Genomic DNA, 17733 nt, shown 5'->3' with positions numbered 1-17733 from the left:
AACGTATTAAATTTAAGTCCCGTCACCCTACTTAATGTTTTGTTACATACTGGTGATTTTTCCCGCCGACCTACTTAAGACCATGTTTAGGTTGCTGATTTTTTAGCATTTTTGTAGTAAAATTTGTCACAAATAAGTGAGTATATTTTCCCAAAGATGTTGAGTCTTTTATTGGCAGCCACCGGGCCTTGGTTTCAACCGCTAGTCTGGATGGATTACCGGTTGTCTGTGTTATTAACAATTTCGATCCCGCTGGTAGTGCTGATTTGGGCTGTTGTGGCAAAAGCTGACGCGATCGTCCGTTTGTCGATTATTTATTGGCGGGTGGCGAGTTTGCTGGCAATTACACTTTACCTGATGATGGCTGCGCTGCCTGTGAGCTTTGTATCGTCGGTGATTGCGAGGGCCTTAATTCCTGCTAGTCTGTGGTTTTGGGAGGATTTAAACGAAGAAATTGCCGATCGACCGCAGTCGTCCCTGAAACTGGCTTTTACAGCTTGGCGGTGGGCGATTACTGTTTACAGCGGTTTGGGCGCACTAGCTCAACTTCCCTTCTTAAGCTGTGCCTTTAAATCTCAACTTCAGATAATTGATGAACCTTTTTGCCGCGTTTGGTTAGATCCACCTTGGCTCTACAAACAAATGTTTCACCCTACGGCAACCCCTCAATTTTTGGGATTTTTGGGTCTGATAGGTTTAGGAATCTATGTAATTTACTTGTCATACTTTGTGCTAATTAGACTAGGAAAAAATGGGAGGTCAGCTACCGGAAATTAAGGGGACTTTCAGTAAGTATTTGCCTTTTAAATAGCAGCTAAAGTCTTGAACAAAAAGCTCAAAAATCCTAACTCCAAAAAGGGGAACCGCTCTAGGAAAAAATTAAACTAACAGCAGGGTGCGTGATGTGAACTCGCTCAAAAACCGATACAAGCCCCCGACTCCAGTCGTGGAGATATAAAAATTTTAGACTAAGGTTGAATCTTCCAGATTCATCTGTGGATAAAATCTAAAATCTAAAATCTAAAATCTAAAATCGACTGACAGCAATGTTACTGGGAAAGACTGTGATGGATAGCAAACAAGCCTACTTACAGTGCTTAGAAAGGCTGATTTGGGCGCTCGATCGCCTGGAAGCAAAAGTCGAACCAAGTGAAGTCGCTCGCATTGCCGAACTGATTGTTCAGCCGATGATGGGGCCGTGGCGGTTTTTTCACACTCCCGAACATATTTTTGAGGTGGGGGGAGATGAAGACGCGATCGAGGTTTTGGCAGCTTTATTTCACGATACCGTCTACGTGCAAGTCGATCGCAGCATTAACTTTAACGTCAGCTACTACATCACTCCTGTTGCAAAAGAGGTTAACCAACAGCTACAAATTCGGGATCGAGCTGAACTGCCGGCGGATGCTATCTTCGAGATGGTAATGCTGGTATTCAATTTTGTACCGGGCGAAGTCCTAAATCCTTTTGCCGGACAAAACGAATTTCTCAGCGCTGTCGTAGCAGCAAAAGCTCTAGAACCATTTCTCAAACGCGAGCAATTGCTTCAACTTGCAGGCTGCATTGAAGCAACGATTCCGTTTCGCTCTGCCGAGTCCGGAGTAACAGTAAGCCAGCGCCTTTATGAGCGCTTGCAGGCAATAAATAGCCGATTTAACCTCAGTTTGACTGACGAGGAAATCCGGGAAACGGTCAAAAAAGCTGTGCGAATTTCTAACCGGGATGTGATGAGTTTTGCTCACCATAGTTCAGCGCATTTTTTGGCAAATACGTGGAATTTACTGCCGGAAACCAATCACAATCTCATCTGTTGCGGTTTTTACACGGTTCGCGACTACCGAGTTGCTTTGGTCAAGATGGAAGGTTTTCTGAATTATCTCAAGCCAGAAATAATTTTTCGGCAGTTTGAGGGATATCCAGACGATCGCACCTATCAGCACTGGGAAACTAATGCTAAGTACAATCTCGAAATTGCGAAGCTTTATTTGGGGTGCAAACTGCCTGCTCTAGCCCTGCTAGAAGCTCTTTCTTCGGATTTGGGGATTGAGGTGTCTCTGGCGATGATGATGGGAGGAATTCCCGATAAAGCTGCTAACTGCGTGCGCCTGGAAAGCTTTTTCCCACAGATAGAAAAACCTTATCAACCTAAAATTGGTGTAGAAGCGGAAGTATTAAATTTATTAGAAAATGGGCGGGCTAAAAGCACTTCTCAAACCGATTTGGAGAACTCGCCGTTGACAACGTTTGTGGTCAAAATTGTTGGCTTTGACGAAATGCGCTATCAGTGCGATCGAGCTAAGGCATTTTTTCTACAAAATCTCGACGCCGACGACTTTATTTCCGACTTTAACCCGATAGTTACAGAAATTGTCATTGATTCAATTCTCAAGTTGTTTGACACCCGGAAATCTACTATCTACCGATACTACGATATCACTTCTAAGTTAAAGTCCCAACCCAAGAGGAATTTTTCCGATCGCCCTTTTCGCTCGCATGGTTAACTAGCTTTAAATACAGTATTTTTGCCTCCTCTATAGAAAAGACCATTACTCAGCTTATACAAGAGTAGAGCGATTGCACCGTGACACGATTGATTGACTAACCAACCTACGTCAATCTGCCTATCCATCCCGACACCAACAGCCGTACAGGTAAGTAGGTAGACGAGATTAAACCACATAATGTAACACTGTGTAAACAGGTTTAAGTCACCCTGTAGAGAGCCTTTAGAGACTTTGCCCTTGTTTACATGGGGGTGTTTTTTTGCGCCGACTTACTTACGGTGTGGGGCTGGGGGCAAAGATGCTAAAAGTTGATAAAAAAAGCAAATTCGCTGCTGTTTTCCTTTGACAATTACTTTGTACAACACGGATTTGATAGCTGGCTGTCACTCATCTGAGCTACCCCAGATAAGCGTCACTATAAAAAGCGACTGTTAAAGCACTTCCCCCCACAGCTACAACTGGGGAATAGCAAGTTCAAACGACTTGCAAACCACTAATCCCCAATCAAACCATGCAAACCACAAATTCAATTTACGCTCAATTGCCTCTTTGCTCTTCACTGCCCACACTGAAACGAAATAATAGTACCACTGCCAATCAAAACGTGCGCTATCTCCAACAATCCTTAGTCAAAAACGGATATCCCGTCGCAACTGATGGATTCTTCGGCCCAAAAACCGAACAAGCAGTCATCAAATTTCAAAAGGAAAATAAGATTGCTGTTGATGGCATTGTCGGCCCTCAAACATGGAGTCTATTAGGCGCTTGTGATACAGGTGAACCCGGATGTTAAATCCAAGTTAACTAATCCTAGGCGCACGGGTAGCAAGAAACTGGGTTTTTTCACAGCAATACTTCCTTTACTCCCCCAGAAACGCTAAAAAATCTGGTGGTTGAGCGAAGCCGAAACCTGGTTTCTGCCCGTCACAAGTGCATTCAGGACTATTAATTAACATCTTTTCCGCGCTGCCCTGCTTTTAAACAACTTGCAAACAACCAATGGAGACTCAAACTATGCAAACCACAAACGCAATTCACATGGAATTACCTTCCTGTCGTTATTTTCCCCTACTCAAACGCAACGATGGCGTTACCCAAAATGAGGATGTTCGCTACCTTCAGCGACTCTTGAACGCCAGCGGATTTTCCGTAACTACTGATGGAGGATTCGGCACAAAAACCCAACAAGCAGTCATCAATTTTCAAAAGCAACAACAAATCGTTGCTGATGGCATTGTCGGCCCTAAAACTTGGAATAAACTGGGTGTTTGTAGCACTATATTTTAAAGTTTGTGCAACCATCTGTTAAAGAGAGTAGGGCGTACAGTGTGCGCCCTATTTCTCCGTCGAAGTTTCGACCCCACACCACCCCTCCGGGGTTCCGTACATTCGATACTTGCGAGCTCGTTTGAAATACAGCATTGCTACCCGATCGTCAGGATTGATTTGTAAAATATTCTGAAATATTTTTTGGGCGGCAACAAATTTTTGCTCGTAGTAAAAATTGAGAGCTTCTTGAAAAATCTCCGCAGTTTGCTGCTTGAGTACAATGCTCTGCTCTGTTTCTGTCTCGTAAATTTCAAACACCGACACAGCATTTGTCTTTCCTTTCACCATTACTCGATCGACAAATCTGTACTTATATTTTTCTGGATCGTCTAGGCGATCGATAATTGCACCGCTAACTAGAATTCCCGAGCCGTAAACCTTAGTCAGTCCTTCCAAACGAGAGGCGAGATTTACCGCATCAGCAATCACCGTACTTTCCATCCGTTCTCGCTCGCCAATTGTACCCAACATCAAATTGCCCGCGTGTAAACCGACGCCGATCGCGATCGGAAACAAGCCATTTTTTTCTCGCTGCTGGTTATAGATATTTACTTCTTTCTGCATATCAATTGCTGCTCGCACACCATCCTCCGGAGATGTAGGAAACAGTGCCATGACTGCATCCCCAATGTATTTGTCAATAAACCCGTTATTTTTCCTGATGGCAGGGCTAACCCTTCCCAAATAAGTATTAATAAATGCAAAATTTTCAGGCGGTGTCATCTGTTCGGAAAGCGCCGTAAAAGAGCGAATATCAGCAAACAGTACGGTCATATCTCTTTCCTGATTTTCGCCTAATTTTACTTCAATAATACTCGGCTTTTCCAGCAAGTTTAGAAAATCGTGCGGCACAAACCTGCCGTAGGCTGCATTCAGTTTAGCAAGGCGAATTTGCGTATTAATTCTCGCCAACAATTCCTTTTTGATAAAAGGTTTAGTTACATAATCATTTGCTTCTAAGTTAAAAGCTTCTACCAAGTCAGTAGTTTGATTTTTGGCAGTCAGCATCAGAATCGGCATTTCTAAAGGCGAGTATTTTCTGCGAACTTCTCGACAGACTTCATAACCAGTCATTTGCGGCATCATTACATCGAGTAAAATTAAGTCCGGCTTAAATCCTGATGCAATCAGATTTAAAGCTTCTAAGCCGTTGCTAGCTTGAGTGATCTCGTAGTTTTCTATAGAAAGACTGTTAATGATCACCTGAATATTAATTGGTTCATCATCGACTACCAAAACTTTTATTTTTTCACTTTCTAGCAAGCCGCTATTCTCTGATACAGGAGAACTTATTAGAGAGGGTTGGCGGGCTAATTCAGGAGTTATAAAAATGGGAGATGCCTCGCTTAAAGGCGGCTGCCTGCTGCTAAAATCCGGCTGACTCTCAGATACGGGCAAAGTAAAGATGAATTGGGAACCGACGCCTACAGTTGAAGATACCCAAATTTTACCTCCGTGTAATTCCACTAATTGCTGGGCAACCGTTAACCCTAAACCAGTGCCACCATATTCTCTAGCAGTGGAACCGTCAGCTTGTTCAAAGGATTCAAAAATTCGCTCTAATTTATCTTCGGGGATGCCAATACCCGTGTCGGATACAGTAATGGCTAATTGGGAATTAGGTGGTGATTGTGCGTTGCCCGTTACCAATTCTGCTGAAATTTCAACTCGGCCGCTTTCGGTAAATTTAATCGCATTGCCGATTAAGTTGTAAAGTATTTGCTGCAACCGATTCTCGTCGGCTGCTATTGCCGGCAATTCAGGAGCGACTGAGTTAATTAACTGCAAGTTTTTTTTGCCTACTAATGGCTGAGACAAAGTGAGAATTACAGAGACTATTTCTCGAATACCGACGGACTTTATTTGCAATTCTATCTTTTTGTGTTTGAGCTGAGAAAAATCCAGAAGATCGTTAATTAAAGAAGACAATCTTTTTCCCGAGGATGTAATCAAAGCTAAGTTAAAATTTGTTGATTCTGGCAGTTGTCCGGTAGCACCGTCTATTAAAGATTCTGCAATCCCAATAATGCCGTTGAGGGGAGTGCGGAGTTCGTGGGAAGTATTGGCTAAGAATTCGTCTTTCAGTTTGTCGAGTCGCTGCAATTCAGTATTTTTAGTTTCTAAGGCAGTAAAAGATGCTTGCAGTTGTGCTGCCATGCTGTTAAAAGCAGCGGCAAGTACGCCCAACTCGTCGGAGCGATCGAGCTTGACAGTTTGGTCAAATTGTCCTTCAGACAAAGCTATTGCTGCATTTTTTAATTTTATAAGAGGTTGGATAATCCAGCGAGAAGTGAGAATTCCTAACACAGTTGCCATGCCCAAAGCTGCCAAACATAGCAAAACTGTAGTTCGGTTGCCGGCATGGATTTGTTGCATAAAGTCGGCTTCTGGAACGACGACGACAATCAGCCAATCTAAACTTTTGCCGTCTTGGAAGGGCAGAACTTTTAAAAATTGCTGCTTCCCGTTTATCTCAAAATTTAGTTGCTGCACTTTTGTAATTTGGTGCAAGTTTTGAAAGTTCCTTTCTAAATATTTAGCTGTTGTTTGCGTTACTGCATCGCTGCTTTCTGTAACTTTAAAGAGTTCTTTTTTACCGTTTTGGGTGCGGAAAGGTTTTTCGGCTGTGGAAGTTGCCAGCAGCGTGCCGTTTCTTTCGATAATAAAAGTTTGACCGGATTTGCCTATTTGGAGGCTGTTTAAAAATTGACCGATACTGTCGAGACGCAAAGCAGCAATTAATACTCCTTCTAGCTGTTTCTGGCTGTTGTAAACTGGTTGCAGCGCGCTGAGAATCAATGTGGGTTCTAGGAAGGATATATAAACTGAACTCCAAGTTGGTTTGATTGCTAGAGCCGCATAGGAGTAGGAAGGGTGCTGCCGGATGTCGAAGTTTTTAACGGAGGCTGCTACTGTCGTGCGATCGCCCGTATCATTAGTATTGTAAGAATAAAAATCAAAATTTGTAGAAGGGCCCGATGCGTTAATCAATAAAGTGCCGTTCGACATCTTTTCACCGGTGCGATATTCTCCATCTTGATTAGCGATCGATGTAAAATTGATATAAGGATATAATTGCACTTGCCGCCACAGATACTTTTCCCAAGCTGACAAGTCTTTCATGTTCACAAAACCCAGTTTCACCGCATCCAGCTTGCTTTGATTAATTTGGTGCGGAGTTTGCAGATAAGTTCTCAAATTTTGCTCGATGCGATTGCTCACCTCGCCCATCAATTGATCCGCAAGGTCATTCACTGCTCTTTGAGAGTTTCTAAATGATAAATATCCTACAATACCGACCGCTGCAAATACTTGCAAGACAAACGGAACTATGAGTACGGTTTGCAGCGTTGCTTTTCTTGAAAGTTTTGCCACTAAGTGCTTGAGAGAAAGAGTGGACATAACATTAGTTTAGGTTGAAAAACCCAGTTAATACTTGGAGCGAAGGCTTACCGCTGGTAAGTATTATAAACCATTTTGTACTTAAACACAACTTACGCAAGGAAGACGTGATATTCTTTCTACAATCCTCAATCTTATACCAAATTATTAAAAGTCAAAGTGAAATGTAGGGACACGGCATTCCTGTGTCCTACTCCCCGCGCCGGACAAGGCATTGCCCTTTCCCTACCGATGCTCACATACAATATATCTGTATCACTACTTTTCACAATAGAGGTTACTTGTACTACTTTTCATCCAAAGCTTCTATCCCCGACCATCCTTCAGGCACTCCATACATTCCATTCTTTAGAGAGCGCTGGCAGTAAATTGCTGCTAACTTATCTTGAGGATTTATTTCGCAAAAATTCTTGAATATTTTTTGCCATTTAGTAAACTTTTGCTATAAATAAAGATCCATAACCCTTTTAAAATCAATAGAAGTTTCCTGTTTTATTTCAAGGTTTTGTTCTGTTTCTGCATCATAAAATTTAAACACCGACACGGCAGATTTTTTGCATTTTACTGTGACTCGAAGGACAAATCGGCACATATATTTTTCTCGATCGCCCAAACGCTCTAAAATTGAGTCACTAACTAAAATTCCCGCGCCGTAAACCGTTATTTATTAGCTCTGAGTGGAAGTGGCCAGAGCTCAGCTCAAGCAAAAAAGCAGCATAAATACCAGCGTATATCCCCAAGCAAAGCGCCGTTTAATAAAATTTTGACAGGACAACGATAATTGAAACCTAGTCTTTCTGTGGCTCATAAAATATCGTATAACTAGGTTTTGCAGGAGGAAAATCTTCCAGATGTTTTTTACAGGACTTATAGTATGTCCGCTTACTTCCTGTTGTAAAAAAAGGTCGAATTAACAATTAAATTTTAGCGGGCTGTCCCTGAAATTAGCCACAAAATTAAGCTATATTATAGCAGATTTCAGGAAAGAGAGATTTGCTATGGCTGACACTATTGCTCGTCGCTTGGAACAATATACGGTAAAAAGATCGCACGAAGTTTTAATCGTCAAGGCCCAAATTGACGGCGAATTCGATGAAATTGCTATTTTTAAAGGCTTTTCTAGCTCTTTGACGCGATCGACCGCTTTCGATCCCGAGGTTCCTGTTTTGCCGGAAGAAGCAAAAATTGTCAGTGTCGATCGTGTGGAGAGCCCCTACAATCCAAATAACCCCCGCTATCTTCAGCAGGGGTTATCTTGGGAAACAATGCAGTCTCTATTGTCCGAGGCGGGAGTATAGCAAAACATTAGGGAGACAACGTGAGAAAAACAGTAGGGACACAACATTGTTGTGTCCCTACTACAAAAGCACTATGTCCTTAGCCTTAACGCTAGAGCGTGCCGCCGGCAGCTTGGAAACGAGCTCTCGCGCGTTTGATTGCTTGCTTAGCTTGAATTTGCTCTTGCAAAGTGCCGCTAGTAGCCTTTTCCAAACGAGCTTCTGCTTCGGTGTAAGCAGTACGAGCAGCTTCTTTATCAATGGTTTCGCCTTTTTCAGCGCCGTTGACAAGAATAGTAACTTTGTTTTCTTGGATTTCTGCAAAGCCACCCATCAGAGCAATAGACACCCATTCCTTGCCAGGACGGACGCGCATCACTCCGGTATCCAAAGCTGTCAACATTGGAGCGTGACCGCTCAAGATACCCAGTTGGCCTGTGGTGCTCGGCAGAATTACTTCTTCAGCATTAGAATCCCAAACAGTTTTGTCTGGGGTCACTACGCGCACAGTTAATGTCATAAATTGTCGGTTGTCAGTTGTCAGTTGTCAGTTGTCAGTTGTCAGTTGTCAGTTGTCAGTTGTCAGTTATCAGTTGTCAGTTGTCAGTTGTCAGTTGTTACCAATAACCAATAACTAATAACAAATAACTAATAACTACTGACTCATGACTCATGACTACTGACTACTGACTCATGACTAAAATTACTTGGCGTCAGCTTTCATTTTTTCAGCTTTGGCGATCGCCTCGTTGATATCGCCCACCAAATAGAAAGCTTGTTCCGGTAAATCGTCAAGTTCGCCAGCCAAAATCATTTGGAAGCCCTTAATCGTATCTGCCAGCTTGACGTACTTGCCGGGGGAACCGGTGAACACTTCCGCCACAAAGAACGGTTGAGACAAGAACCGTTCAATTTTGCGAGCGCGAGAAACGGTCAAGCGGTCATCTTCCGACAGCTCATCCAAGCCCAAAATTGCAATAATGTCTTGCAATTCCTTGTAGCGTTGCAGAGTTGACTGCACTTGGCGAGCAACGCCATAGTGCTCTTCACCGACAACGCTAACTTGCAACATCGTAGACGTAGAATCCAGCGGGTCAACAGCCGGATAAATCCCCTTCGCAGCCAAACCGCGAGACAACACAGTTGTAGCGTCCAAGTGAGCAAAAGTCGTAGCCGGCGCGGGGTCAGTCAAGTCATCCGCAGGTACGTACACAGCTTGAACTGAAGTAATCGAACCTTCGGTAGTCGAAGTAATCCGTTCTTGCAAGTCGCCCATGTCTGTACCGAGAGTCGGCTGATATCCCACAGCCGAAGGCATCCGACCCAACAGAGCCGATACCTCAGAACCCGCTTGCACAAACCGGAAGATATTGTCAATGAACAGCAGCACGTCTTGCTTGCTGACATCGCGGAAGTATTCGGCCATCGCCAAAGCCGACAAGCCCACGCGCATCCGAGCACCAGGCGGCTCGTTCATTTGACCGTAAACCAGAGCAATTTTTGACTTGCTGCGGTCTTCTTCGTCAATAACCCCCGACTCGATCATTTCTTTGTAGAGGTCATTGCCTTCGCGGGTGCGCTCGCCCACACCACCGAACACGGACACGCCGCCGTGTGCCTTGGCGATGTTGTTCACGAGTTCCATCATAATCACGGTTTTGCCGACGCCTGCGCCGCCGAACAAACCGATTTTGCCGCCGCGACGGTAGGGGGCGAGCAGGTCAATCACCTTGATCCCAGTTTCAAACACCGAAGGCTTGGTTTCCAGTTCGGTGAAAGCCGGCGGGTTGCGGTGGATGGGCATACTTTCGGAAGTATTGACCGGGCCGAGGTTGTCTACGGGTTGACCGATGACGTTAAAAATGCGGCCGAGAGTTGGGATTCCGACGGGAACTTGGATTGCTTCCCCGGTATCTACTACTTCCATGCCACGCACCAAGCCGTCGGTGGTACTCATGGAAACTGCACGCACTTGGCTGTCTCCGAGCAGTTGTTGAACTTCGCAGGTAACGGCAACGTCTTGACCTGCTTCGTTTTTGCCGGAAATTGTGAGAGCGTTATAGATTTGGGGCAGTTTGCCGCCTGGGAATTTTACGTCTACAACTGGCCCGATGATTTGGGTGATGTAGCCTACGTTCGTTTTTTCTGCGGTGGATACCATGAATAGTGCCTTTGTTAGGATGCTATTTTTCCCGTTATGGAAAAAGTCTTAACATTTAGAAATGCTATTTCTCAGAGTACCACTGAACAGACGCACTATTTAGATTTGTATGGGGCTGGTTAATAGTCATTTTTATGGTTACTGCCCTCGCTTTTTTTTCCTGCGAGCTGCAGCCAAAGCCCCGATCCCCACCATAGTCCCGAACACTGTGACTGGTTCGGGGACTGGTTCGGGGACTAACTGAGCCGACACGGTGAAGTCTTCGAAGTCAAGATCGGTTCCTGGTTGGGCATTGTCGAAATCGTCGAAGGAGATTTGTGTGCCATTAGCCAGTTGGGCCATTGTGAGGGATGAAAATTGCTCTGGGCCTTTACCGCCGTTGATGTTTGTAAATGAGTCGCTGGAGTTGGGGTTGAGCATAAAGTCACCAAACACAGCAAGCTGACATCCCTCCACCCCACATTCATCTCTTCGGAACTGGGTTTCGGGGGTCCACCATAGGGTGCTGTTCATGAAGGTACTCGACGAGACGTATTCCCTAGGCTTGTCGCTACCCGTGTCGCTCCACAGCAGCAGGGCATAAATTTGATCCTTCAAAAATGTGAAGGTTTGGGTGATGGAGCCGTTGTCCGAGGTGACTGCGTTGCCGAAGGTTGCTTCCCAGTTGTTGGCAGAGCCGTTATCTGAGGGTTGAGTCTCCTCAAACAGTCTGGCGACGTTAGTGTAGCCATTGTTTGCTGACTCAGCTTGGGCCACCCACAAGCTTGACTGGTAACGGCTGTAAGATTGGTTGAAGGTAAACTTTATATTGGTATCTTCATCGAACTGGATGCCGGTAGTGCCAAACATGAAAGCTCTGACGGGCGTGCAGATGCTGAGCAACATTGTGGTTGCCAAGCTGGCGACTGTAAAAGATGTTTTTTTGACTAGCATTAAAGTAGTCATAACCCTGATTCCTCCAGTATTGTTACGTAGTAAGGCGCAAAATGCCATGTTGCCGTGACGCGAATCGACGATCGCGAGCGTGCGATATTTAGGACGATCGTCAAATCTAAAGAAGAGACTCCACACCAGTGAATCTACAGACAGACCTCACTTAAGGGTGTTTTGGAGTAAAAGAGTGCTTCTTCTAAGAGTTTTCACTGACACCAGACTGCCACAGTTTAATCTGTCAGAGCAAGATTTTCATCCTGCCTAGACTTCCAACCTACTACATTTACTTCGTTTCGGTAACGGTCTAAAGTTGAGTGCAAGACTGGCCACTATTGGCTTTCATCAAAAATACATAAAATTTTTAATCGAGCTTTATGAAGTTTTGGTAAAGTTCATCCATAAAATATAAATTTTTTGAGAGAACGTCGGTTGTTCAGTCAGTTGTTCATGAAAGCGTGCTGCAAGCTGCTCGCCCGATGCAGAAAGAAGCGGCGGCGACCGCGAGTATGAAGTTGAGCGAGTTTTTTGCCTCTCTAAGCAAGCTGTATAATAGGCGCTCGGTACTTACGTACTTTTGACTAATATTCCGAGTTTTTTAAACCTCTAACTCTCGCATTCCGCGCCATATTTTCACCAACAGTCCCGGACGCATAAACCCGGTTTTTTAAGGTAATTGGGTCAGGGAAGCAGTGAAAGTCAAAAAAAGAAACCAAGTTTCATTTCCCCCGCCTGACTTCTAGTAAAAAAACTGTTTTTACGTAAATCATAGTAATTAAAACCATACATTTCCTTTTGCAGTCCTAATTATTCGACCACCAAAAATAGGCGGCTCCTATTGACATGAGAAATTTTTATGAGTATAAATAGTAGAAATAAATACGATCGCACTTTAAGCACAATCTTTAAACACAATGACACCCAACAAACTACATTTCCTCGGATGGTTATTCATTGTTAGCTGGCTGAGTGCAGCGGCGGGTTCGGCAAACGCGCAACCCATCGCCCCCGCAGCGGACGGCACTAACACAGTTGTTACTCCCAACGGCAACCGCTACGACATTTCCGGGGGATCTTTCAGCGGAGATGGGGGTAATCTTTTTCACAGTTTTACTCAGTTTGGCCTCAGCGAGGCTCAAACGGCTAACTTTCTGACCAATCCCAATATTCAAAATATTTTGGGAAGGATTACTGGGGGTAATCCTTCTTTAATAAATGGCTTAATTCAAGTTACGGGCGGCAATTCTAATTTATTCTTGATGAATCCTGCCGGCATGATTTTCGGGCCAAATGCCAGTCTCAACGTGCCCGGCTCTTTTAATGCTACTACGGCGACAGGGATTGGTTTTGGGAACAATCAGTGGTTTAGTACGATCGGCAATAACAATTGGGCAACTTTCATCGGGACGCCAAACAGTTTTGCGTTTACAAATTTGCCAGGGGGAAGCATTGTCAATGCAGGCAATTTGAGTGTGACACCAGGTCAAAGTTTAAGTTTGATCGGAGGTACGGTTGTCAATACGGGTCAGGTAAATGCGCCTAGCGGCAATATTCTCATCAGCGCCGTACCGGGTAACAATTTGGTGCGAATTAGTCAAGCTGGAAATTTATTGAGCTTGGATATTCAGCCGACAGTAAATCAAAGTTCGCTGCCAAACAATTGGACGCAGCCCGTGTTATCTTTGCCGGAGTTGCTGACTGGACAAGGTGTGGCACAGGCAACAGGTTTGACGGTAAACCCCAATGGCGAAGTTGTGTTGACGGGGAATGTTGCAGTGCCTGTAACTGCGGGAACTGCGATCGCATCCGGCAGTCTCAATGTCTCTGGCAACACTGGCGGTACTGTAAATATTTTAGGCGACCAAGTAGGAGTTATTGCAGGCAATATCGATGCTTCTGGGATTAACGGCGGCGGTAATGTACTGATTGGCGGAGATTATCAGGGTTTGGGGACTGTGCCCAATGCTTCGCGGACTTTTGTTAGCAGCAACTCGACGGTTAATGCTGATGCTGTTAGTAATGGGAATGGCGGGCGAGTCATAGTTTGGGCTGATGAAACTACTCGCTTTAATGGCAATATTACGGCCAGAGGCGGCTTGTTTTCGGGGAATGGCGGCTTTGCGGAAGTGTCTGGAAAGCAATCGCTGGATTTTCAAGGATTAGTTGATTTGCGCTCGACCTTTGGGATTGCTGGCACCTTATTATTAGATCCTACTGATATTACTATTAGTACAGGTGCGGATGCAGGCGGCACTTTAGCAGGGGGAGCATTTACGCCCTCGGCGGGTACTTCTACAATTAATAATGGGACGCTGCAAACACAGCTAGGCTTAGGAAATGTGACTATTTCTACTGCGTCGGCTTCTCCGAATCAAGGCGATATTACAGTCAGCGCTCCCCTCTCTTGGGCTAATAGTAATTCACTAACTCTGACGGCTAATAATAATATTAATATTAATACTACCAATATCACAACTCAGGGAGGCAATATTACTCTGAATGCTGATAGTGATAATCTCAACGGTGGTAATCTGACGCTCAATTCGACGATTAATACAAACGGGGGGAGTTTCCAGGGTATTGGTCGAGGGAATGGTTCCAATGGAAATGGAATCGTTCTTGGTGGCACACTTAATGCCGGAGGTGGGAACATTAACTTGAACGGCAGCGGAGGAAACTCGACATTCGGAACCAGTAACGGTATTATTATAAATAACGCCATAGTACAAACTACTGGAAGTGGAAATATTACTCTCAATGGAAGTGGCCAGAATGGGACATTAGTCGGAAATGAAGGTATTGTTGTTACAGGCACGTCTAAGGTGACTTCAACCAATGGAAATATCACCCTGACTGGCACAGGTAACGGAACTAAAAGCGGCAACAACGGGATTAACATTAATACCACCAGCACCGTGGAATCGATCGGAACAGGGAGTATTACTTTCAACGGTACTGGCGGAAACGGGATAGATGGTAATCAAGGGATATCTATTGACAGCAGTACAGTGCGATCTGCAGGGACAGGGAGTATTACTTTCAACGGTACTGGCGGAAACGGGACATTTAATAATCCAGGGATATCTATTGACAACACGAGTAAAGTGCTATCGGCTGGGGGAAATATCAGCCTGACTGGTACAGGTGCGGGGACAGGAATCGAGAACGTAGGCGTTAATGTAATCGACTCTACAGTGGAGTCAACGGCGAATGGGGCTGTCACCATCACCGGGACGGGGGCGGTAAATGGCACGGACGACAATACAGGGATAGTTATTCGTCAAGGTACTGCTACGGTGCGATCGCAGAATGGGGATATCACCCTGACTGGAAAAGGCAACGGGCGCGGGAACAGCAACGGGGGCATTGCGCTCTTGGGGTTAGTGGAATCCACAGGCACCGGGAAGGTGACTCTCAGCGGTGTTAGCGGCAATGGGAAGAACTTTAATGAAGGGATATTTATGTCTGCAGAGGGCAGAGTTCAATCGCAGAATGGAGATATCACCTTGACTGGAACAAGCAACGGCAGCGGGAACGACAACTGGGGCATTGTGCTGAGCGAAGGGCGGGTGGAATCCCTAGGCACCGGGAATGTAACTCTAAGCGGTGTGGGCGGCAATGGGACTGATGGCAATCCAGGGATAAGTCTTAACAAGCTCAGCCTAGTGCGATCGCAAGGAAATATCGCCCTCACAGGAACAGGCGGCAACGGGAGCGGGAGCAACAACTTGGGCCTTTCGATATCAGGGCTGGTAGAATCCACAGGCACCGGGAATGTCACTCTCACCGGTGTTGGCGGCAGCGGGATCGATCTCAATCCAGGGATAAGTCTTAACAATACCGGCCTAGTGCGATCGCAAGGAAATATCGCCCTCACAGGAACAGGAGGCAGCGGGAGCGGGAGCAACAACTCGGGCCTTTTGATAACAGGGCTGGTAGAATCCACAGGCACCGGGAATGTCACTCTCACCGGTGTTGGCGGCAGCGGGACCGATCGCAATTCAGGGATAGCTATCCTTTTAAATAATGCCAATATTACGACCAACGAACAGAATATTACTTTTACTGGCAATGTCTCTGTCGCTCCCAATACTAATGTCAATCTCAATACTGGGCCAAAGGCAGGCGATATTAATTTTGAAGGAACTGTTGATGGCGGTGGCAATCTCAGCTTAAAAACAGGGAGTGGAAATATTAATTTTAAAGGGGACGCAGGCAAGACTACCCCATTAGGAAATCTGACCGCCAATAGTTCTGGTACAACGACTTTTAATCAAACAGTCAACGCCGCGAGTTTGACTACAGATGTTGGCGGCACAACTACACTCAAGGGCAATGTCACGACAACGGGCGCTCAAACTTATAACGATGCTGTCACGATTGCCAATAAATCGACTCTTGCAGGCAAAGGCATTACTTTCAAAAATACTGTTGACGGTAGCGGCGATTTGACTGTGAAGGCCAGTAGTGGCAATATTACATTCACTGGTAAAGTTGGTAACACAACTCCTCTCACAAGTTTAACTGCCAACAGCAAGGTATCTTTAGGCGCCAATGTCACGACAACGGGCGCTCAAACTTATAACGATGCTGTCACGATTGCCAATAATCCGATTCTCACAGGCAAAGGCATTACTTTCAAAAATACTGTTGACCCCCTGAATAACATCGGCAGCAGCTTGACTGTGGATGGGGGTACAGGTGATATTACATTCCAGAGTACGATCGGCACTATCAACAACCCGATCGTAGATTTGCAAACTAAATCTACAGGAACAACCGTATTTAGTAAAGCAGTTAGTGCAGTGACTTTGACTGCAGAGGCTGCGGGCGGCACAACTCAAATTAATGACAAGGTGACAACTACCGGCACTCAAACCTATGGAGATGCTGTCACGATTGCCAATAATCCGATTCTGTCAGGTAGCGACGTTACTTTCAAAAATACTGTTGACGGTAGCGGCGATTTGACGGTGAAATCCAGTAGTGGCAATATTACATTCAGCGGTGCAGTTGAGGCGGAAAGTGCGATCGGCAATCTTAAAGTTAATTCTGCCGGTACAACTGCATTCAACAAAACAGTCAACGCAGCAAGTTTGACTACAGATGGCGGCACAACTACACTCAATGGCGATGTCAAGACAACCGGCCCTCAAACCTATGGAGGTGCTGTCACTCTTGCCAACAAATCTACTCTTTTAGGTAGCGATGTTACTTTCAACAAAACAGTTGACGGTAGTGGCGATTTGGCTGTGAAAGCCAGTAGTGGCAATATTACATTCAGCGATGCAGTTGGGGCGGAAAGTGCGATCGGCAATCTTAAAGTTAATTCTGCCGGTACAACTGCATTCAACAAAACAGTCAACGCAGCAAGTTTGACTACAGATGGCGGCACAACTACACTCAATGGCGATGTCAAGACAACCGGCACTCAAACCTATGGAGGTGCTGTCACGATTGCCAACAAAGATCCGATTCTCACAGGCAACGGTATTACTTTCAACAATACTGTTAACCTCAGTAACAGCGGCAGCGATTTCACTGTGAATGGAGGTGCTGGTGATGTGACATTTGTCGGTGCCGTTGGGGCCGAAAGTGCGATCGGCAATCTTAAAGTTAACTCGGGAGGTACAACTCAAGTTCAGGCAAATATCACAACAACCGGCAGTCAAACCTACGGAGATGCTGTCACGATTGCCAATAATCCGACTCTTTCAGGCAAAGGTATTACTTTCAATAATACTGTTGACGCCAGTAACAGCGGCAGCGATTTGACTGTGAATGCAGGTACTGGTGATATTACATTCAGCGGTGCAGTTGGGAGTTCAAAGGATCTCGGAAATTTAAAAGTTAACTCTACAGGTACAACTGCATTTAATAAAACAGTCAATGCTGCGAGTTTGACTACAGATGTTGGCGGCACAACTCAAGTGAGAAGCCCAGTCACGACCACCGGCACTCAAACTTATAACGATGCTGTCACGATTGCCAATAAATTGAGTCTTGCAGGTAGCGACGTTACTTTCAAAAATACTGTTGACGGTAACAGTGATTTGACGGTGAAGGCGAGTAGTGGCAATATTACATTCACTGGTGAAGTTGGTAAGACAACTCCTCTCACAAGTTTAAC

General features: G+C 45.1%; 10 protein-coding genes. 6 read left to right on the top strand and 4 right to left on the bottom strand.

Annotation, left to right across the window (positions count from 1 at the left end):
• Positions 1-156: 156 nt before the first annotated feature.
• The 4 genes from QUB33_RS22550 to QUB33_RS22535 all read left to right on the top strand — a co-directional run bounded on the left by QUB33_RS22550 (position 157) and on the right by QUB33_RS22535 (position 3791).
• Entirely contained in the window at positions 157-777 is a 621-nt protein-coding gene (locus tag QUB33_RS22550) for a DUF3177 family protein (protein WP_333354526.1), read from the top strand.
• A 269-nt stretch (positions 778-1046) separates the two neighbouring features.
• A complete protein-coding gene (locus QUB33_RS22545; RefSeq protein ID WP_333354523.1) occupies positions 1047-2501 on the top strand; it encodes a hypothetical protein in 1455 nt (484 codons plus the stop codon).
• A gap of 514 nt (positions 2502-3015) precedes the next feature.
• On the top strand, positions 3016-3297 hold the full coding sequence (locus QUB33_RS22540) for a peptidoglycan-binding domain-containing protein (protein WP_333354520.1): 282 nt from the start codon (positions 3016-3018) through the stop codon (positions 3295-3297).
• Between the two features lie 221 nt (positions 3298-3518).
• The gene (locus QUB33_RS22535) at positions 3519-3791 is read left to right on the top strand and encodes a peptidoglycan-binding domain-containing protein (protein ID WP_333354517.1); all 273 of its coding nucleotides are present in this window, start codon (positions 3519-3521) and stop codon (positions 3789-3791) included.
• Between the two features lie 48 nt (positions 3792-3839).
• Here the strand turns inward: QUB33_RS22535 and QUB33_RS22530 are convergent, their stop codons facing one another.
• Complete coding sequence (locus QUB33_RS22530) at positions 3840-7235, bottom strand: ATP-binding protein (RefSeq protein ID WP_333354514.1); 3396 nt, start codon at positions 7233-7235, stop codon at positions 3840-3842.
• A 998-nt stretch (positions 7236-8233) separates the two neighbouring features.
• Between QUB33_RS22530 and QUB33_RS22525 the strand changes: the two genes are divergently transcribed.
• On the top strand, positions 8234-8533 hold the full coding sequence (locus QUB33_RS22525; RefSeq protein ID WP_333354512.1) for a DUF7734 family protein: 300 nt from the start codon (positions 8234-8236) through the stop codon (positions 8531-8533).
• Between the two features lie 91 nt (positions 8534-8624).
• On the opposite strand, the gene atpC is transcribed toward QUB33_RS22525, so the two are convergent.
• From atpC to QUB33_RS22510, 3 genes are all read right to left on the bottom strand, one after another.
• Positions 8625-9032 (bottom strand): ATP synthase F1 subunit epsilon, encoded by a 408-nt coding sequence (atpC, locus tag QUB33_RS22520; protein ID WP_333354509.1) that lies wholly within the window; start codon positions 9030-9032, stop codon positions 8625-8627.
• Positions 9033-9215: 183 nt separating this feature from the next.
• The gene (atpD, locus tag QUB33_RS22515; protein ID WP_333354506.1) at positions 9216-10673 is read right to left on the bottom strand and encodes a F0F1 ATP synthase subunit beta; all 1458 of its coding nucleotides are present in this window, start codon (positions 10671-10673) and stop codon (positions 9216-9218) included.
• Between the two features lie 138 nt (positions 10674-10811).
• A complete protein-coding gene (locus QUB33_RS22510) occupies positions 10812-11618 on the bottom strand; it encodes a PEP-CTERM sorting domain-containing protein (protein WP_333354503.1) in 807 nt (268 codons plus the stop codon).
• A gap of 899 nt (positions 11619-12517) precedes the next feature.
• Between QUB33_RS22510 and QUB33_RS22505 the strand changes: the two genes are divergently transcribed.
• The coding region (locus tag QUB33_RS22505; protein WP_333354500.1) for a two-partner secretion domain-containing protein at positions 12518-17733 on the top strand (5216 nt) is incomplete at its 3' end.

This window comes from Microcoleus sp. B3-A4, assembly GCF_036705385.1.
GTDB lineage: Bacteria > Cyanobacteriota > Cyanobacteriia > Cyanobacteriales > Microcoleaceae > Microcoleus.
Note: the sequence above shows the minus strand (reverse complement) of the source record. Positions and strands in the feature narration are given on the sequence as shown.